This window comes from Leisingera sp. SA215 (assembly GCF_055902035.1).
The window spans coordinates 207,903-225,721 of record NZ_JBVVXU010000002.1; the positions used below are offsets into that span (position 1 = coordinate 207,903).

Sequence of the window (17,819 nt, forward strand, 5' to 3'; positions counted from 1 at the left end):
CGGGCGAGCCGCGGACCGGGATCAGCCGGCCCGGTAGAACATATAGCGTCCCGGCGGGATGCCGTCCGGGCCGTCCAGCTCTTCGAACCCGATCAGCGGCTGGCCCGAAACGATGATGCCGCCAGGGACCATGACTTGCGCAATGACGGGGGAGAGGATTGCGGCTTCGGCGACGTCTTTTTCCTTGATGCCAAAGCCAAAATCATAATGCGCCAGGGCAATGCTGCGCCCCTCAGCCGTTAGCCGTTCCAGCATTGGCTTTGCCTCGCCTTGCAGGAAATCCTGTTCCGGCGGCACGCAGGAGGGATGGCATTGCAGCAGCCGGTCTATGACCCATATCCGCCGGCTGGACAGCGTTTCACGCAGGTGATCATAGGTACGGCCGTTGCCCAGGCCCATGTCCAGCACATCGCCTTGCAGCGGGCTGATTTGCCCCGCGGCCCAGTTCAGCCCGTCGCGCTGGGCAGTGAGGCGGCGCAGCATGGAATCCAGACGGCTCATTCAGGACATCCTTTCGTCATAGATCCAGGCCTCGGCAGGGCCAGCAAGCAGGCGTTTGGCAAACGCAGCAGTGAACTCCCAGACCGCCTCGTCATGCACCAGGTGGTGGGTCAGCAGGCCGTATGGTTCCGCGTTGTCGGCCTCGCCAAGGCGGCGGTCGCGCAACTGGCGCACCACCTGCGCAATCAGCTGGTCGGGCGGCACCAGGCTGCGGGCGCCTTTCCAGTCGATCGGGTCGAGATGCGTGTTCACCCGCAACAGGCCGGAGGCGGGTTTGGCGTTTTTGCGCGGTGCAAAGGTCGAAACTGCGGTGAAACCGGCACCTGCCAGCCATGTCAGCATTTCCGGCGAAATCCGGTTCCAGGGCGGCACGAACATCGGGCGCAAGCTGGTGCCGAACATTTCCTGCAGCGCGGTGAGGCCGCGCTCGGCATCGTCCAGCAGTTCCTCCAGCGGGCGGTGGGCACCGAACTCGGCTTTTTTTTCACCGGCGGGCGCGTGGTTCTGATGCGCCCAGCCATGTACCACCGGGATCAATTGCGGATGATCTGCAACATAGCGGCCAAGGTCCGGTGTGACGCCCTGCGGGATCACTGCGAGATGCACCGGCAGGTCAAGCTGCGCAGACAGTGCTGTCAATTGCTCCAGCTCGATTGAATGGGACATCGCGTCATCGTCCCGCCACCACAAAGGCAGTTTCAATCCTGCCGTTTGCCAGTGTTCCAGTTCCCGGTCCAGACTGCTCCAATCCGGTGTCATTCGCGCCCTCCCGCAAGTTCAGCGGCAATCTTCACACTCCGGACGGCGCCGTCAAACCTGAAACCGCCCGCTACCCGCGGCGGTGCGTGCAATACCGCCTTGACCGCAGCGCATAGCGACGCAGCCGAGAGGTTCGCGGTCTTAACCACCTGGACGCCGTTCAAGGGCGCAAGGCTGGCAGCCCGCAGACCCTGTTCGGTTTCATTTCCGGCATCAAACGGGATCAGCACAGCGGGCGTGCCGGCTTGCAGCAGGTCCAGCGCAGTGTTGTAGCCGCACATGCTGACCGAGGCCGCTGCATGGGAGAGCATCTGGCGGAAGTCCTTGCGCGCCGGTTCCAGCAGGACGGGGGAGCCGGCCTTGGCAAATTCTGCGATACGCTGGCGGGCGTCCGATCCGCCAACCAGCAGCCGCCAGGGCGTGTCCGGCATCAGCTTTGCCGCGTCAAGTGCTGCCCGGTAAAGCGGTGCGCCGACGCTGCCGCCGCCGGCACTGACCAGCACCTCGCCGCTGCCTGCCTGCTCCGGGTGCAGGCCGGCAGCCGGAGGGGCAACGTAGCCGGTGTAGCGCAGCTTGGCTGCCAGCATGCGGGAGACCGGCCAGCTGGCCTCCAGCTTTGTGGCCGCAGGGTCGGAATGGACCAGCACTGCGTCGTAAAACCGGGCGATCACGGCATCGGCTTTGTCCGCTTTCTCTGGTTTGGAGGGCGGGGCGAGAATGTCACGGATAGAGGAAAGGATCACTGGCCGCCGGGGTATCCCATGGGCGGCGTCAAGCAGCGCCAGGAACTCCTTGCGCAGGGAGCGGCGGCCAAAGGGGTACAGTTCGGTGATCAGCACATCGGGCTGCATCGCGTGCAACGCGGAGCACAGCGCCTTTTCGCGGCGGGTCAGATAGGTCTCATCCGCCAGAGAGCCGTCCGCTGCCAGCAGACGGGTGAAATTCACCCCGTCGGAACGCAAGGGTGGCAACTGGACGAGAGCGATTCCATCGATGTTGAGCTGGGGGGCAGGAAAGCCGCCGGAAACCACCTGAACCTGATGCCCTGCAGCGGAGAAGGCCCGGGCGAGTGTCAGCGCCCGGGCCAGGTGGCCGGTGCCAAGCAGATGGGTAACGGCGATCAGGACCTTCATGGTGCGGCCTTGCGGATAAGGCGGACCGGCTCGGGCCGAGGTGTCAGGGCAGTTCCGCTAAGTTCGACCAAGAACAGCCGGTTGCGCTTGATACGGAAGGGGGCGGGGCTGTCGAAATCCCAGCCATGGGCGCGTGCCAGAATCACCCGCATAATGCCGATGTGGCAGACCGCCAATGTATCCTGTGTCAGACCGCGCAGCCAGGGTTCGATACGGGTCCAGACCTCCGCGGGGGTTTCACCTCCCGGCGGGCGGTAGTGCCAGCCCCAGTCCTCGATGTCGCGGAAGCCGCTGATTGGATCAGCCTTCAGGTCCAGCCCTTGCAGGCCTTCCCAATCGCCCCAGTCCATTTCAATAAGTTCCGGCGCGGTGCGGGGCGGGCGGCCCGCAACCAGCTCTGCGGTTTCAGCTGCACGCAGCAGCGGGCTGGAGCAGAGGTCTGCCTGCAGCCAGTCATCGGGCAGGGCATAGCCGCGCAGCGATTCGCGGGCTTGCTCATCCAGCGGGATGTCACTGCGGCCCTGGATGCGGCCTGCGCGGTTCCAGACGGTGTGGCCGTGACGCAATAGGGCGAGGCGGATCATCAACGGGTCTCCATCAGCGGCAGAACAGTTGCCCAGAACCGCCGGGCAGCGGCAGGGGCAAGGTGGCGGGACGAAATGAGGTTGCGCACATCCTTGCCTGCCTCAACGCGCAGTGCGGGGTTTGCAAGCAGGCCCGCGGTAAAGGCTGCGAGAGCTTCGGGCCCCTGTTCGGGAGCAGGGTAGCCTGCAGGCAGCAGCACATCCCGCACGCCTGGCCGGTCCTGAGCTGCGATGGGCAGACCGTGGGCCTGGGCTTCCAAGTATACCATGCCGAACGCTTCGTTCACGCCGGGCCAAAGGAACAGGCTGGCCTTGCCATAGGCGGCTGCCAGTTGCGCACGGGAAAGCTGGCCAAGGAAGCGCACTTTGTCGCCATAAGGGGCCATCAGTGTTTCGACATCGAGGCGGGCAGGACCGTCGCCTGCAATGTCCAGCCGCCAATCGCCGTGCAGATGAGAGAGCATTGCGGAGATGATTTGGTAAGAGGCCAGCTTGTCACCCTGACGCATCATGCCGGCCGTCAGCATCGGGCCGTCCAGCGGCGAGGCTTCGGGCAGCCGATCCAGCGGCAGGAAGGGGGGCAGGTAGGCCACTGCCTGCCCGCCGCAGCGATCACGGTCCAAAGCAAAATGATCCTGTTCCGTGAAGTAGAAGATCGCCGCGGCAGCATCGGCAGCGGCGTGGGCAGCGTCCGCAAATCCGGCCCATGGTCCGGTCAGGCGCTTCTTGGCGCGGGTGGATTCGATTTGCACATAAGGAATGCCGCGGGCACGGGCAACGGCAGGGCCGATCAGATCGGGCGCCTTGTAGTAGTTGTGATAGCTGACCCAAAGGTCCGCTTGGGGCAGGCTGCGGATAAGCCTTTCAGCCTCGGCTTCGGCCTGATTGCGCAGGCTTGCCTGCAGCGCCGCGTCGCCGTGCTTGTCATATATCCGCTGGTCGGAAACCAGCTGCACCTCCGCACCGCTGGCGGTGAGCAGACCTATCAAGTTACGGGCAATCTCGCGGTCGCCGGAGGGTACCGGGTGATGCGGCGGTTTCATCGGTGCATAGAAGGCAACCCGCTTTCCGGCTCCCGGCTGCATGTCCAGTCAGTTGCCCTGCAGCATCGCGTTCAGCCGTTGGGAAAGCTGGGCAATGCCGGGATCCATGCCGAAATCCGTGCGCAGGCGGGTCAGTGCGGCCTGGGCCATTTCTGCCAGGCTTTGGGGATGCCGGACGGCGTAAAGAAGGCTTTCCGCCAAAGCTTCGGGGGTGTCCGCGCTCAGCAGGCCATGAGTTCCATGGGTGATGAATTCGGGAATGGCGGAAACCGGGGACGACAGGATCGGCAGGGCCTGCGAGGCGGCCTCCATCAGCACATTGGGCAAGCCGTCGCGGTCGCCGTCCGCGGCGACCCGGCTGGGCAGCACAAACAGGTCCGAGCGGCGCATCGCCTCGATCACCTCGGGCTGGTCGCAGGCGCCGCGCCAAGTGATCCGGTCGGCGATACCTGTATCCTCGGCAATGCCCTGCAGCAGATCGCCTAAACCGCCGCCGCCGATGTGGGTCCAGTGCCAATCCAGGCCTGCGGGCAACAGGGCCAGGGCAGCCAGCAGCCGGTCAAAGCCTTTCTTTTCCACCAAGCGGCCGACGGACATGAAACGGACCGGGTCTTGCGGCTGGCGCAGCTGGCGCTCAGGCGGTGCGGGGAAGCGCGCGAGGTCGAGACCGTGATAGACCAGATCAACCCGGTCCGGCGTATCGGCCATATCCTGCAGGTGCCTGGCGCCGAAACCGGTGCAAGTGGCGCCGAAGGCCGCGCCGTGATGGGCGGCGGAGAGCTTTTCTTTGATTTCCCAATCGGGCGAGGTCCAGATGTCTTTGGCGTGAGCCGAAAAGCTCCAGGGCAGTCCCCGCATGATGGCGGCATAGCGGGCAACCGAGGACGGCGTGTGCAGGAAGTGCGCGTACAGCCCCAGCACTGCGTCCGGCATCTCCGCGGCCAGCACACAGGCTTGGCCAAAACGGCGGATGCGGTTGGGTGTCGGGTCGCGGCGCAAATCGGCGCGCCAGATGCGGTAGGCCTCAGCATAGCCGGGCAGTTGCTGAGCCTTGACGCGCGCGCGCCAGACCCGCTCCGGCTCTTCATAGAGGTACTCTGGAAGGTAGTTCACCGGTGCCTGCAGCCGCGCATGCAGCGGGTGGCGCTTGATGTCGGTGGGGTGGCGCAGAGACCAGATCTCGAACGCGTGGCCGGTGGCCTCCAGGGCAACCAGTTCCTGTGCAATGAAGGTTTCGGACAGCCGCGGCCAGCCCTTGACCACCACCGCAAGGGGCGGGCGGGCAGAGGTCATTCAGCGACCTCTTTCCGGGTGTCCTGAAGCAGCGCAGCGACCCGGCGGGTGACGTAATCCAGCCCGTCCAGCAGCCCCTCTGATCCGGCGGCAGAGGGCGGCGGCTGGGTGGCCAGCGCGCGGATCGCCTTGGCCAGCGCCGTCGCGGTCCAGCCGTCGCGGGTTTCATCCAGCATGGTTGCAAGGCCGATTTCCTCGGCCCGGCTGGCGCGGATCCATTGCTCCAGCCGCGGCGTGGTGCGGGGCACGATCACCGCGGGTTTGTCAAAGGAAAGAACTTCGCAGAAGGTGTTGTAGCCGCCCATGCACACGACGCCCTGAGCGCCGGCAAACAGGGTTTCGATCTGTGATTCAAAGCCGACAGCGGTAACACGGCCATCGAGCCGGGCAACGCGCGCCTCGAAATCCTCGCGGGTTTCGCCGGACAGGAAAGGGCCGTAAACCAGCACCGCGCGGGGAGACAGCCCCGGGTCGGCTTCATAAGCCGACAGCACCAGGTCCACCATCATCTCGCCATCGCCGCCACCGCCGGGGGTGACCAGCAGATAGGGCTGTTCCGGCGGCTCCCCCACCTGGCCAAGATCGCGGCGCAGGTAGCCGGTCCAGTGCATCCGGGCCTGCATTTGCGGTGTGAACGGCAGCCCCGCAGTAGGGTCGTATACGGACCGCGGCCCGTAGACCCAAATCTCATCATAGAAATCCCGGGTGGCCTCAACCGCGTGTTTGCGCTCCCATTCGGCGGCCAAAACCTCGGGTTCATCCAGCACGTCACGCAGGCCCAGAACCATCTTGCAGCGGCCCTGTGATTTCAGCAGGTCCAGTGCCGGCATCAGCTCACCGCGAAAGCCGGTGGGTTCTTTGTCCGCCACCAGCACATCGGGGTCGTATTGCTCCACTGTCGAGCGGATCAGGGCGGCGCGCAAGTCGGCGGTTTCCTCTATGCTCATACCCATCGTGCGTGAGGCATAAGAGCCGTCAGAACGCTTGATCACACCCGGCAGGCGGACATGATCGACCCCGGTCGGGAAAGAAAACCGCCCCGCAACCGGCGAACCTGTCAGGATCAGCGCCGAGGTGTCGGGGTTGGCAGCCGTGAGGGCACCCGCAAGCGCACGTGAACGACGCAGATGCCCCAACCCGAAAGTGTCGTGGCTGTAGAACATGATCCTCGGCCCGCGCGTGCCGGTGTCTGCCGCTGTCTGGCTGGCGATTGCGATCCTCATTGGATTGCCTGATCAGGTTGCCGGGCGGCGGATGGCCGTAATGCCGGACCTGCGGCGCAGTACCCAAGCCAGCCGGAATTGCCGCTCGTCCCCGGGCGCCTGCTGTTGTGCTCCGCCATCGTCCGCCTCAGTTTGCGCGCCCCTTTTTGCCAGCTGCGGCGGGAGCACGGACAGTATTTGCCAATGCTGCTGTATTCGCCCGGATGGTATTCTGCCAGTCCAGGAGCTGCAGCTGTCCGCCCGCTAGGCGGAAGTTTGAATTTATATAACCCGGAGCCTGTGCGCATGCAATCATGTGCCTTTGTTGCCTGTTGCACTGCAAATTGCGCCCGCGCCATTTGCGCAACGTTCCGTCGCGTGGTTAATTTGACGCAAGTTTCCAGAAGGATAAGCGTTCATGCTGCAGCAACTGTTCCGGGTATTGCTTTGCGCTTTGCTAAGTTTCGGGCTGGCGGCTCACGCTGGCGCGCAGGAAAGTGACACGGGCGGAGCGGATGCGCTGTCCAGGGCGATCGAGAAGGCGGCGGAAAGCGGCGTCAGTGTCGTCGTGGTCGACAGCAGCGGCCAGCTGATGAATGCGCCGCCGGACCAGGCAGAGGAAGCCGGCCGCCTGGCATCCGGCACGAAGGAACAGCCTTCGATGCTGATGAGGGCGCAATCCAGGGTGGGGGCGTTCCGCGCAGAACTGAACAGCCGGCTTGAAGCGCTGCCATACTCGATCTTCGAGATGCAGTACATCCTGCGCCAGACCAGCCCGGACGGCCGCATCATGACCTATGTCGAGGTGCTGGGCTGGAGTGTCTTGTTCCTGCTGGTCGGGCGCTGGCTGTCGACAGAGATTTACGGCAAGCGCATCGCCAAACGTTTTGTGGTCGCCCGGATCCAGGCCAACCCGGAAGGCTATCAGGACAAAATGCCCTTCCTGGTGTACCGGTTCCTGATGGGGATCGGGGCCACCGTTTTTGCGATGGTTTTTGCAGCCCTTACGTCCTATCTGATCTTCGGAGCCTCGGGTGATCCGTCAATCGAATTCACGGCAACGGCTGTCTACACGGCTTTTTTCCTGGCCCGCACGGTGTCCGATCTGTGGCGGATGGTGCTGTCGCCTTTCCTGGCCCAGTACCGCATACCGGTATTTTCGGACCGGGACGCAAAGCGGCTCTATATCTGGGCATCCTTGCTGGCGACCTATGACATTTCGTCGACACTGTTTGCTACCTGGGTTGGCGATTTCGGCCTGAACTATAATGTTTATGCATTGGTCTACGGGGTTTTGGCGCTGGCGGGGATGCTGGGCAATCTGCTGATGCTGCTTGTCAACGGGCGCGCCATTTCCAACGCCATCCGCGCAGGCCGCGCACCTGAGGAATGTTCCTGGCTGGTACGTATCCTGTCGGTTGCCTGGGCGCCGGTGCTGATGGCCTATATGGCTTTTGGCTGGTTCAAGCTGGCCTTTGACCTGGTGCTGGAACAGGAAATCTCGATCCCGCTGATGGCGGGAAGCTATATTGTGCTGACCACGATCCTGATCGTCTATGGGGCGATCAATTACTTTATCGAACGCTATTTCAGCCGCAACAGGATGGTTCAGGCAGCGGCAGACCCGGATCAGAATGAGGCACCTGCCGAGGCACAGGAAGCAGACCCGGCCCAGATGACCTTGGCGGAGATATCTGCAGAGGGTCCAGGGGCCGGCGAAGATGATACCGCCGCATTGCCTGCAAAACACCCGATCGCCACCTACGAGGATCTCGCCCGCCGGGTTGCGGGGATCCTTGCCTTTGTCGTTGGCGCCTATTCGCTGGTGATTGTCTGGAACCCGGATGCCCGCTGGACCGAAACGATGGCGGCTGACCGGGTGATTGATGTCACCGTGATCCTGTTCATCGGTTATATTGTCTATCACCTGTTCCGGATCTGGATAGACAGCAAGATCGACGAGGAGGCCGGTGAAGTGGAACCCGGGGAACTGGGGGATGAAGGCGGGGCTGGCGGTGCCAGCCGCCTGGCCACCTTGCTGCCGCTGTTCCGCGGAGCAATTCTGGCGGTGGTGCTGGTCTCGATCGTTCTGATCGTGCTGCTGGAACTCGGCATCAACGTCAGCCCGCTGTTTGCCGGTGCCGGTGTGGTCGGCTTGGCGGTGGGCTTTGGCTCGCAGACTTTGGTGCGGGATATCTTCTCCGGCGCTTTCTTCCTGATAGATGATGCCTTCCGCAAGGGCGAATATATTGATATCGGCGATGTGAAGGGCACGGTCGAAAAGATCTCGGTGCGTTCTTTCCAGCTGCGTCATCATCTGGGTGCGCTGCACACGATCCCCTTTGGCGAGATCAAGGTGCTGACCAATTACTCGCGTGATTGGGTAATGATGAAACTGCCGATGCGCGTGACCTATGACACTGATGTGGAGAAGGTTCGCAAGCTGATCAAGAAGCTTGGCCAGAAGCTGATGGATGATCCGGTAATCGGACATACCTTCATTCAGCCGCTGAAGTCCCAGGGTGTGATCGAAATGCAGGATTCGGCGATGATCATCCGTGTGAAATTTATGACCAAACCAGGGGATCAGTGGATTGTCCGCAAACGGGTGTACCAGGAGATCCGTGAATTATTTGCCCGCGAGGGCATCAGATTTGCCCATCGTGAGGTCACCGTGCGGCTGGCGCCGGATCAGGCTGAAGATATGACGCCGAAGCAGAAAGAAGCAGCCGCAGGGGCAGCGCAGGCGGCGATTGACGAAGATCTTCTGGACGAGATGGGCGGACCGGGCGGCGATGACCGCTGAGCCAATGCCAGGCCGGCGCCCTCCCGCCCCCGTGCTGGATCGCTTACGCGCTCCGCTTGGGGTTTGGCATGGCGCCGCGCCGCCGCCTGCGGCGGGAGTATTTCTCGCAGAAAGAACTCCGGGGTGAGTTGGCTGCAAGCCAAAGGGGCAGCGCCCTTCTCCAAAGGCTATTGCAGCCAGCATGCGGGGGCGCTGCCGCAACGGGAAGCGGGCCGGTCCCATCGCATTCGGCTGGTATCCAGACCGAGCGGTGCAGCAAGGCGGCGGCCCGGACCCCAGCCGCTGTTTTCAATCTCCGGATTATAGTCGCTGTCCGCCGGTTTGGTGAGCTCCAATCCTTCGGCATGTTTCTGCAGTCCGGCAATCAGTTCTGCGGTGCGGGCAAGCGACAGACGGGCCACGGGCACTTCCTCTCCACGGGCGGCGGCTGCCAAGGCCGAAAGGGCTGCTGCTGCCATCAGATAGCCCGTGGCATGATCCAGCGCTTGCACCGGTAAAGGGTGCGGATTGTCCGTCCTGGCCTGGACGCGGCCTGTATCGGCGATACCTGCACTCATCTGCACCAGGCTGTCAAAGCCGCGCCGCAGGGCCCAGGGGCCGGTCCAGCCATAGGCATCCAGAGTCACTTCAACCGCATTGGGAGCGATCCGGCGGCGGGCGTCCGCACCGTAGCCCAGACCATCCAGTGCACCCGGGCGGTAGCCATGCACCAGAACATCGGTGTTGGACAGCAACGTCTCGAACCGCTGGCGTCCCTCGTTGCTGCGCAGGTCCAGGAATGCCATGCGCTTGCCCAGTGAAATGTCGGATATGACCCCCGGTTCGTCCCAGCCGGGGGGATCTATGCGCAGCACCTCTGCCCCGAAGCCAGCCAATGTGCGGGTCGAGACCGGCCCGGCCAGAACCCGGGTCAGATCCAGCACTCTGAGACCGGCAAGCGGGCGGTCAGCCGTCGCCTCGGGCCTGTTTCGCAGCTGGATCTTGCGGGGGGAGATCCAGTGGATCAGCGGTTCGGCCGCCACAGCGCTGCCTTGAGGATGCGCCAGCCAGTCCGCGCGGCTGCGCATGGCGGCGGCCGCGCCGCCTGCGGTCACGATCTCCTTTTCGAGAATACCGGCCTGCCAGTGCCTGACTGCGGCTTCTGCACCGGAGCGATTTCCCTCACAGCCGAGCACCTGCAGCGCGGCCCGGCGGTGTTGCGGCAGGTTGGTGTGCAGGCGGATCCAGCCGTCTGCGGTTTTATAATTGCCGGCAATCGGATCCCACAAGCTGGGAAGCTCCCAGCCCACGGGGCGCAAGCTGCAGCTGAACCAGAGCGACGCCAGGCGCTGGTCCACTGTGACCTCCGGCGCAGCGGGTGCCAGGTTCAGCGCCGCTATCAGCTGCGCCAGTTCCAGCCCAGCTGCGGCGATTGAGGCATTGGCAAGTTCGGTAACCGCGAAGGCGCTGGACCATCGCCCGGTGCCCGCCAGGCAATAGCTGCCAGGCGCGGGGAGGGCGGTCAGCAGGGTCATTGCTCGTAAGGATCGAGGCTGTCGCGCAGCCCGTCGCCGAGAAAGTTGAAGGCGAGCACGACGATTACAATCGGCAGCATCGGGACCGCGGTCCAGGGGTAGATCTCGATCGAGGCCAGGTTTTGCGCATCGTTCAGCATCACGCCCCAGCTGACCGCCGGCGCACGCAACCCAAGGCCGAGGAAAGACAGCGCGGTCTCGCCCAGAATCATCGCCGGGATCGACAGCGTGGCCGAGGCAATCAGATGCGACATGAAGTTTGGCAGCAGATGCTTGCGGATCACCCGGCCGGGAGAGGCACCCATCATCTCTGCGGCGCGCACATATTCCTCTTCGCGCAAGGACAGGAACTTGGCCCTCACGGACCTTGCAAGCCCTGGCCAGTCAAGAATCCCGAGGATGATTGAAATGACAAAGAACACTGCAACCGGAGACCAGTTCGAGGGCACCGCGGCAGAAAGCGCCAGCCACAAAGGAAGCTCAGGCAGGGACCGCAGGATTTCGATCACCCGGTTTATCAGCCAATCGGTCTTGCCGCCGAGATATCCTGCCAGTGAACCAAAAAAGATACCAAGCACAAAGGACACGGAAATGCCGATCAGCCCCACAGTAAGCGACAGCTGTGCGCCATAGGAAACGCGGCTGAAGATGTCGCGGCCGAGCCGGTCGGACCCCAGGATAAAGATCGTTGCCTCTTCGGTTGCGCAGAACAGGTGGCGGTTGCTTTCGATCAGACCTGCCAGCTTATACGTTTTGCCCTCGCAGAAAAATTCAAGCTTCAGCGGGCGCGAGGTGTCCGGACTGAATTCCCACTGGAAAGTTTCCAGATTGGCCTCGGATGTCATCGGGTAAACGAAGGGACCCACGAACGCGCCCTCGTGGAACAGCTTTATCGATTGCGGCGGGGAATACAGGTGCTCTGAAAAGCGCTGGTTTGGACCGTAAGGCGCGATGAAGCCGGCAAACGGGATCATCAGATAGGCGACCAGCAGAAAAAGGCCCGAAATCAGCCCCAGCCTGTGGGTCCTGAATTTGCGCCAGACCAGCAGCCAGTTGGGCGCGTCGAGGTCCTTGCGCTCCAGCTCCAGCAGCGAGGCCTGCGGGTCGAAAGGCTCATCATCGACGTAACGTCCATCAGGCAGCCGGGTCATGCGCCGCGCCCCTCATACCGGATCCTCGGGTCAAGAAGCACTAGCAATACATCTGAAACCATGGTGCCGATCAGCGTAAGCAGCGCGACGAACATCAGCACGAAGCCCGACAGGAACATGTCCTGGGTCTTGAGTGCGGTCAGCAGGGTCGGCCCAATGGTTTGCAGCCCCAGCACCACCGACACCAGTACCGAGCCTGAGATCATTGCGGGCAGCAGGTTGCCGATGTCTGCGACAAAGGGGTTGAAGGCCACCCGCAGCGGATATTTGGCCAGCATCCGCGCCGGCGCCATGCCCTTGGCGATGGCGGTTTCCACATAGGGTTTGCCCAGTTCGTCCAGCATATTGGCGCGCAGGCGCTGCATCATCGCGGACGCACCGGCAGTGCCGATCACGAAAGTCGGCACAATCAGGTGGACGAGAATGGATTTCACCTTGTCCCAGTTCATCGGCACGCCTTCGTATTCAGGCGCCATCAGCCCGCCGATGGGCAGATCAAACCAGCGGTGGCCATAGTAGAACAGGATCAGCGCCAGAAGGAAGTTTGGCGTGGCGAGGCCTAGATAGCCGATGAAAGCAGAGGTGTAATCAATCCAGGTGCGGGCCCGCGCGGCAGCCAGCACCCCCAGCGGCAGCGCTACCGCATAGACAAAAACAACGGCGGACAGGTTTACCAGAACTGTAAGCCAGAGGCTGTCGCCGACAATATCGGCAACCGGGCTGTCGAACTCGAATGACCAGCCGAAATTACCCTGTATCATGCCGGAGAACCCGTGCGGGCCGGGCATGAAGCCCATCCAGATCATGTATTGCTGCCACAGGGGTTTATCGAGCGCATATTCCTGCCGCAGGAATTCCGCCTTAGCGACACCTGCGGATTGGCCGGTGGCCTGCAGCTCGGCAATCTGGTTCGATAAATAATCACCCGGCGGCAGGTTGATGATGGCAAAGACCAGCACGGACACCACCAGAAGCGTAAGCAGCATGGTGCCGAACCGGTAAATGGCGTAGCGCAGAATTTCCATCAGCCCTGGCCATCCTCGAAAAAGAACTCATCCGGCCGGTAAACGCCGAAATGGGCACCGGGATCCCAGGCCCATATGGCCTGTTCCGGCACGTTGCGCAGGCGGTTGCTGACCACGACGGGCTGCGGCGCGGCGGCCACGACGCCGATGGCATAAACTTGATCAGCGTGGATTTTCAGCATGGACCGCCAGGCGGCAGCCCGCTCGGCATCTGTGGCGGCCATGTTCCAATCCTGCATCAGATCCATCAGCTGCTGCGCCGGAGCCATGTCAGGCGGCTCACCCGCGTCACCGCCGGTTTGATAGTATTGGCCCCATTTCGGCCAGGACAGGAACACCTGATCCGTTGGCGCCAGATAGGCGGGCGAGGTGTAGACCTGCGGCAAGCCATTGTCCCAGCCGAACCAGGCAGAGGCCAGGGTCCTGCCGGAAAAGACCCGGTTGCGCAGGATGTCGCGGTCCAGCGGGCGCATGACCAGTTTGACCCCGACATCACGCCAATCGTCCGAGATTATCTGAAGAGCATTTTCGACTTCCTGACGTTCGCCCGCTGTTTCCACGACAAGTTCCATCAGCCGCCCGTCGGCCAGATAGCGGATACCGTAGGCGTTTTTCTCTGTCAGGCCGGCCTCGTCCAGCAGCAGATTGGCCTGCTCCGGGTCGAAATCCGCCCAGGCGGCACGCAGGCCAGGGTCGAAAAATTCGCTCTGCTCCAGCACGGTCATGGCGCCGGGCTTGGCCAGATTGAAATAGAGCGCCCGGTTAATGGCGCGGCGGTTGATGGCCAGCGACAGCGCCCGGCGCACCCGGACATCGCGCAACACCTCGCGCCAGACCGGATCCCTGGCATTCAGGTTCGGATAGATCGCAATCTGCGAAGCGGCACCGGACCCCCAGAGATATGTCTTGTAGTTTGCGCCATCCTTCTCGCCCTTGCGCAGGATCGGAATATCGCGAAAGTCCAGGCCGCGGGCCTGCAGATCGGCCTCGCCGGCGTTCGACTTGGCCGCTACCAGGCCGGCGGTCACGATCTCCATTTCCACGGTGTCGATATAGGGCAGCTGCACGCCGCGGCTGTCGATCCGGTGGTAATAGGGATTGCGCACGAACTGGTGGCGGATCTTCTTGCCGGGCGAGGCATTGATCCACGGCTGCAGCGTCGGAAGCTCGTGGTTATCGAACTTGTACATATTGTCGTATTTGTTGTGCAGCGCGGCCCAGCTTTTGACGCGGGCGTAATCGACTTCCTCTTCCAGCGTATCCGGGTCGGCGTAATCCGCGTGGAACTGTTTCAAGTATTCCGCAGGCCGGTAGATGAATGGCGGGCGCGCCTGGGCCAGCATGTGCAGGAAACTGGGGTTGGGGTCGTCCCATTCATAGATGATTGTGGTTTCATCCGGGAAGCTAACCCGCGGCAGCTTGCCGTTTACGCGCAGGAAATCCGGCGGACCGGCCGGGCTGAGCAGTTCTTGGTTGGCGACATCCTCCCACCAGTAGCGGAAGTCGGCTGAGGTGAAGGGATCGCCGCTGGACCAGCGGTGGCCGGGCCGCAGTTTCAGGGTGTAGCGCCGGTTCCCTTGGTTCTCATAGCGCAGCAGAATATCAGGCTGCAGCCGGTAGCTATCGTCATAGCCCGCCAGCCGCGCATAGCCATAGACAACCATCTGGCGGATATCCTTGGAGCGGGTCACCATGGTGTTCAGCGTGCCGCCTTCGATGCCATAGCCCCGGCCCTTGGCAGCCAGGTCGACCACCAGCGGCACCTCTGGCAGGCGTTTGGCCACAGGCGGCAGGTAGCCCGCATTGACTTCGGCGCTCCAAAATTTGCTTTCCTGAACCTCGGGGCCGCACAGGGCAGAAAACGGGGCAAGGCAGAAGGCAGCCGCCAACAGGGGTTTCAGGGCATCAAGCATGGCAGCGCACCTTATGGCCGGGTTCCAGGTTTTTCAGGTTTACCAGGCGCGGGGCATCAAACCCGTTAAAGCGGAATTCTTCGGGCCAGCAATCCGGCGCGCCTGCGCCCTGGGCCACCAGATTCAAATCTATGGGCCGGTCAATATCGGGTTCCGGCTGAGCCGCGATCAGCGCCTTGGTGTAAGGGTGCTGGGGATTGTAGAACAAGGTTTCCGGCGGCGCCTGCTCGACAATCAATCCGCGCCGCATCACTGCGACCTCATCTGCAATGCGGGCTACCACGGCCAAATCATGGCTGATGAACAAGTAAGAGAGGTTCTGCCGGTCGCGGATTTCCTCCAGCAGCCGCAGGATCTGCTCCTGTACCGAAACATCCAGCGCCGAGGTCGGCTCGTCGCAGACGATCAGCGCCGGCTCCAGCATCAGCGCGCGCGCGATTGACAGGCGCTGGCGCTGACCGCCGGAAAACGCATGCGGGTAGCGTTTCAGCATGTCCGGCGACAGGCCGACCAGCCGCAGCATGTCCGCTGCCCTGTCCCGGCGTTCAGCACGAGAACCGACGCGGTGGATCTCCAGCGGCTCAACCAAGGTGTCCTGAATGCGCATCCTGGGCGACAGCGAGGAGTAAGGATCCTGAAACACCATCTGGGCCTGCCGCTGAAAGGCAGTGCGTGCGGCGCGGTCCATGCTGTGCACAGTGACCGCCGGTTGATCAGGGTCAGGGCGGAACAGCACCTCGCCACCGGGATCCGGCGGCTCTGCCCCTAACGCAATCCGTGCGGCCGTGGTCTTGCCCGAGCCGCTTTCGCCGACGACAGCCAGGGTTTTCCCGCGGCTTAACAGCAGATCAATCTCGCGGCAGGCGTGGATCAAGGTTGGAGCTTGCCAACCTTTGCGGGCTCTCAAAGTGTAGGTCTTGGAGACCGACTTCATTTCCAAGATCAGATCATCGCGTGACGGCGGGATGGCGACAACCGCTTCATCCGGGATTTCCGGGGCCGCGTTGAACAGGGCCTTGGTGTACGGATGGGAAGGGGTCCGCAGCATCGGTTCCGCACGGCCGGATTCCATCACCCGGCCCTTGTGCATCACCACCACCTGCTCTGCCATATTGGCGACCACGCCCAGGTCATGGGTGACCAGGATCATTGCCATGCCGGTTTCGTGCTGCAGCTCTTTCATCAGACCCAGCACCTGCGCCTGTGTCGTCACGTCCAGCGCCGTAGTCGGCTCATCCGCGATCAGCAGGTCCGGCTTGGCCACCATAGCCATGGCGATCATCGCCCGCTGGCGCATCCCGCCAGACAGTTCGAAGGGATAAGATCTGTAGGTGCGTTCCGGCTCGGGGAACCCGACCCGCTCAAAACATTCAAGAACCGTCTTGCGTGCCTCGCGTTCGGACTTGCGGCCATGCAGCCACAGCACTTCTGACACCTGGTTGCCGATCCGGTGCAGCGGAGAAAGCGAACGCATCGGCTCCTGGAAAATCATCGCGACGGTATTGCCGCGCACGTCGCGCATCAGCCGTTCGTCGAGTGTCGCAAGATCCACCGAGCCGCCGCGGGTGTTCAGCAAGATGCGCCCGGAGCGCAGCTGCGCCACCTTCGGCAGGATCCGCAGCACGGCACGGCAGGAGACCGTCTTGCCCGAGCCGCTCTCCCCGACCAAGGCAAGTGTTTCGCCAGGCTGCACAGCAAAGCTCACGTCCTTCACGACGGAGGCACCCTTGCCAAACCCGACGCTGAGGTTTTCAACGGACAGCAGCGGACGCATTCAAGTTTGTCCGCCCGGCTGGTTCAAGGCATTCATGAGATCATGTTTTCCCCTGTTTTTTCCCTCAGTTTCGCGTGCTGAGGGCTGCTTAGTCAAACCCCATTTGACCGGATGCCCGTTGTACAAGGGGTAATTGGTTGGCTTTCCGGTTGTGCTGATGGGCGCTTCTTAGGGCCAAAAGCCCGCATTCGCTCCGCATATTCGGTGTTTTTGGCCGGGCGGGCCGGGCAAGGATTACGGGTTTTCATGTTAGCATGCCTTCAGGTGTATAAAGGCCCAGTTTATATCCCGCCCTTCACTAGCTGCGGACCTGCTGTGGCCCGGGCGCCACTCAATCCATGCCGCAAAAGCCTGCTGACAGGATTGCATTGTTGGCGCCAGCCGTCAGCCCGGCATAGAATGCCAGGGAACGCAAACATTCCGAAAGGCCGCATATGGCGCAAAAACCTGTTCTGCACCGGGACGATCCGGAGGCCGAGCCGCTGGTCGGCAACATTAAGGTTACCCGCAACGACTGGCTGAATGTCGCGATGGATGTGCTGATCTCGGACGGGGTGGAGCAGGTGAAAGTGCTGGCGCTTGCCGAGCGGATGCAGGTTTCGCGCTCGTCTTTCTACTGGTACTTCAAGTCGCGCCAGGACTTGCTGGATGCGCTGCTCAAAACCTGGGAGCAGACCAATACCGCCGGCATGGTGCGCCAGGCCGAGGCACCGGCCAAGACTATCACAGGGGCCGTTCTGAACGTGTTCCGCTGCATCGCCAACCCCGATCTGTTCAACACTGCACTGGACTTTGCCGTACGTGACTGGTCCCGCCGCTCAGGCAAGGTGCGCAGCTTGCTGGACCGCTCGGACCGGCGCCGGGTCGAAGCGTTGACGGGGATGTTCGCACGCTACGGCTATCCGGACCGAGAGGCGGTAACCCGGGCCAAGGTGCTGTACTATATGCAGCTCGGCTATGAGATGGCGGACCCGAATGAGAGCCACGCGCACCGGCTGGAGGTGACGTCCGAGTACCTCAAGGTTTTTACCGGGCGCGAGCCGCTGTCCGAAGAAATGGCGGACTTCACCGAGTTTACTAAGCAGCACTGGGACGTCTGAGGCGTTATCCGCAGCCGCGGG

General features: G+C 62.7%; 14 protein-coding genes. 2 read left to right on the plus strand and 12 right to left on the minus strand.

Features of this window, described 5'->3' with window-relative positions:
• Positions 1–21: 21 nt before the first annotated feature.
• The 7 genes from AC0KW6_RS05480 to AC0KW6_RS05510 are packed head-to-tail and all read right to left on the minus strand — an operon-like array spanning position 22 to position 6,536.
• Entirely contained in the window at positions 22–501 is a 480-nt protein-coding gene (locus tag AC0KW6_RS05480) for a class I SAM-dependent methyltransferase (protein ID WP_474034339.1), read from the minus strand.
• On the minus strand, positions 502–1,260 hold the full coding sequence (locus tag AC0KW6_RS05485; RefSeq protein WP_474034340.1) for a polysaccharide deacetylase family protein: 759 nt from the start codon (positions 1,258–1,260) through the stop codon (positions 502–504).
• The gene (locus AC0KW6_RS05490) at positions 1,257–2,393 is read right to left on the minus strand and encodes a glycosyltransferase family protein (protein ID WP_474034341.1); all 1,137 of its coding nucleotides are present in this window, start codon (positions 2,391–2,393) and stop codon (positions 1,257–1,259) included. Before AC0KW6_RS05490 ends, AC0KW6_RS05485 begins: the two co-directional genes overlap by 4 nt.
• Entirely contained in the window at positions 2,390–2,977 is a 588-nt protein-coding gene (locus tag AC0KW6_RS05495) for a histidine phosphatase family protein (protein ID WP_474034342.1), read from the minus strand. The genes AC0KW6_RS05490 and AC0KW6_RS05495 overlap by 4 nt, the downstream gene beginning before the upstream one ends.
• Positions 2,977–4,062, minus strand: coding sequence for a glycosyltransferase family 4 protein (locus AC0KW6_RS05500; RefSeq protein WP_474034343.1), 1,086 nt, complete (start codon positions 4,060–4,062; stop codon positions 2,977–2,979). Before AC0KW6_RS05500 ends, AC0KW6_RS05495 begins: the two co-directional genes overlap by 1 nt.
• A 6-nt stretch (positions 4,063–4,068) precedes the next feature.
• A complete protein-coding gene (locus tag AC0KW6_RS05505) occupies positions 4,069–5,313 on the minus strand; it encodes a glycosyltransferase family 4 protein (RefSeq protein ID WP_474034345.1) in 1,245 nt (414 codons plus the stop codon).
• On the minus strand, positions 5,310–6,536 hold the full coding sequence (locus tag AC0KW6_RS05510; protein ID WP_474034346.1) for a glycosyltransferase family protein: 1,227 nt from the start codon (positions 6,534–6,536) through the stop codon (positions 5,310–5,312). The genes AC0KW6_RS05505 and AC0KW6_RS05510 overlap by 4 nt, the downstream gene beginning before the upstream one ends.
• 397 nt (positions 6,537–6,933) lie before the next feature.
• Between AC0KW6_RS05510 and AC0KW6_RS05515 the strand changes: the two genes are divergently transcribed.
• Positions 6,934–9,321 carry a mechanosensitive ion channel family protein gene (locus AC0KW6_RS05515; protein WP_474034347.1) on the plus strand — a complete coding sequence of 796 codons (2,388 nt, stop codon included), beginning with the start codon at positions 6,934–6,936 and terminating at the stop codon, positions 9,319–9,321.
• 167 nt (positions 9,322–9,488) lie between these two features.
• On the opposite strand, the gene AC0KW6_RS05520 is transcribed toward AC0KW6_RS05515, so the two are convergent.
• Genes AC0KW6_RS05520 through AC0KW6_RS05540 form a run of 5 tightly spaced genes read right to left on the minus strand, consistent with a single transcriptional unit; the run spans position 9,489 to position 16,698 of the window.
• Positions 9,489–10,835, minus strand: a complete 1,347-nt coding sequence (locus AC0KW6_RS05520) for a CoA transferase (RefSeq protein WP_474034349.1) — start codon at positions 10,833–10,835, stop codon at positions 9,489–9,491.
• On the minus strand, positions 10,832–11,986 hold the full coding sequence (locus tag AC0KW6_RS05525; protein WP_323775893.1) for an ABC transporter permease: 1,155 nt from the start codon (positions 11,984–11,986) through the stop codon (positions 10,832–10,834). The genes AC0KW6_RS05520 and AC0KW6_RS05525 overlap by 4 nt, the downstream gene beginning before the upstream one ends.
• Positions 11,983–13,011 (minus strand): ABC transporter permease, encoded by a 1,029-nt coding sequence (locus AC0KW6_RS05530; RefSeq protein ID WP_323775894.1) that lies wholly within the window; start codon positions 13,009–13,011, stop codon positions 11,983–11,985. The genes AC0KW6_RS05525 and AC0KW6_RS05530 overlap by 4 nt, the downstream gene beginning before the upstream one ends.
• Positions 13,011–14,924, minus strand: a complete 1,914-nt coding sequence (locus tag AC0KW6_RS05535) for an ABC transporter substrate-binding protein (protein WP_474034351.1) — start codon at positions 14,922–14,924, stop codon at positions 13,011–13,013. The genes AC0KW6_RS05530 and AC0KW6_RS05535 overlap by 1 nt, the downstream gene beginning before the upstream one ends.
• On the minus strand, positions 14,917–16,698 hold the full coding sequence (locus tag AC0KW6_RS05540) for an ABC transporter ATP-binding protein (protein WP_323775896.1): 1,782 nt from the start codon (positions 16,696–16,698) through the stop codon (positions 14,917–14,919). Before AC0KW6_RS05540 ends, AC0KW6_RS05535 begins: the two co-directional genes overlap by 8 nt.
• A 434-nt stretch (positions 16,699–17,132) precedes the next feature.
• Between AC0KW6_RS05540 and AC0KW6_RS05545 the strand changes: the two genes are divergently transcribed.
• Positions 17,133–17,798, plus strand: coding sequence for a TetR/AcrR family transcriptional regulator (locus tag AC0KW6_RS05545; protein ID WP_323775897.1), 666 nt, complete (start codon positions 17,133–17,135; stop codon positions 17,796–17,798).
• The last annotated feature ends 21 nt before the right edge of the window (positions 17,799–17,819 follow it).

Bases quoted from the DNA above. Each gene is read 5' to 3' on its own strand.
- AC0KW6_RS05515 (WP_474034347.1), top strand. From the start codon at position 6,934: ATGCTGCAGCAACTGTTCCGGGTATTGCTTTGCGCTTTGCTAAGTTTC.
- AC0KW6_RS05505 (WP_474034345.1), bottom strand. From the start codon at position 5,313: ATGACCTCTGCCCGCCCGCCCCTTGCGGTGGTGGTCAAGGGCTGGCCG.
- AC0KW6_RS05540 (WP_323775896.1), bottom strand. From the start codon at position 16,698: ATGCGTCCGCTGCTGTCCGTTGAAAACCTCAGCGTCGGGTTTGGCAAG.
- AC0KW6_RS05535 (WP_474034351.1), bottom strand. From the start codon at position 14,924: ATGCTTGATGCCCTGAAACCCCTGTTGGCGGCTGCCTTCTGCCTTGCC.
- AC0KW6_RS05525 (WP_323775893.1), bottom strand. From the start codon at position 11,986: ATGACCCGGCTGCCTGATGGACGTTACGTCGATGATGAGCCTTTCGAC.
- AC0KW6_RS05545 (WP_323775897.1), top strand. From the start codon at position 17,133: ATGGCGCAAAAACCTGTTCTGCACCGGGACGATCCGGAGGCCGAGCCG.
- AC0KW6_RS05490 (WP_474034341.1), bottom strand. From the start codon at position 2,393: ATGAAGGTCCTGATCGCCGTTACCCATCTGCTTGGCACCGGCCACCTG.
- AC0KW6_RS05495 (WP_474034342.1), bottom strand. From the start codon at position 2,977: ATGATCCGCCTCGCCCTATTGCGTCACGGCCACACCGTCTGGAACCGC.
- AC0KW6_RS05520 (WP_474034349.1), bottom strand. From the start codon at position 10,835: ATGACCCTGCTGACCGCCCTCCCCGCGCCTGGCAGCTATTGCCTGGCG.
- AC0KW6_RS05500 (WP_474034343.1), bottom strand. From the start codon at position 4,062: ATGCAGCCGGGAGCCGGAAAGCGGGTTGCCTTCTATGCACCGATGAAA.
- AC0KW6_RS05510 (WP_474034346.1), bottom strand. From the start codon at position 6,536: ATGAGGATCGCAATCGCCAGCCAGACAGCGGCAGACACCGGCACGCGC.
- AC0KW6_RS05485 (WP_474034340.1), bottom strand. From the start codon at position 1,260: ATGACACCGGATTGGAGCAGTCTGGACCGGGAACTGGAACACTGGCAA.
- AC0KW6_RS05480 (WP_474034339.1), bottom strand. From the start codon at position 501: ATGAGCCGTCTGGATTCCATGCTGCGCCGCCTCACTGCCCAGCGCGAC.
- AC0KW6_RS05530 (WP_323775894.1), bottom strand. From the start codon at position 13,011: ATGGAAATTCTGCGCTACGCCATTTACCGGTTCGGCACCATGCTGCTT.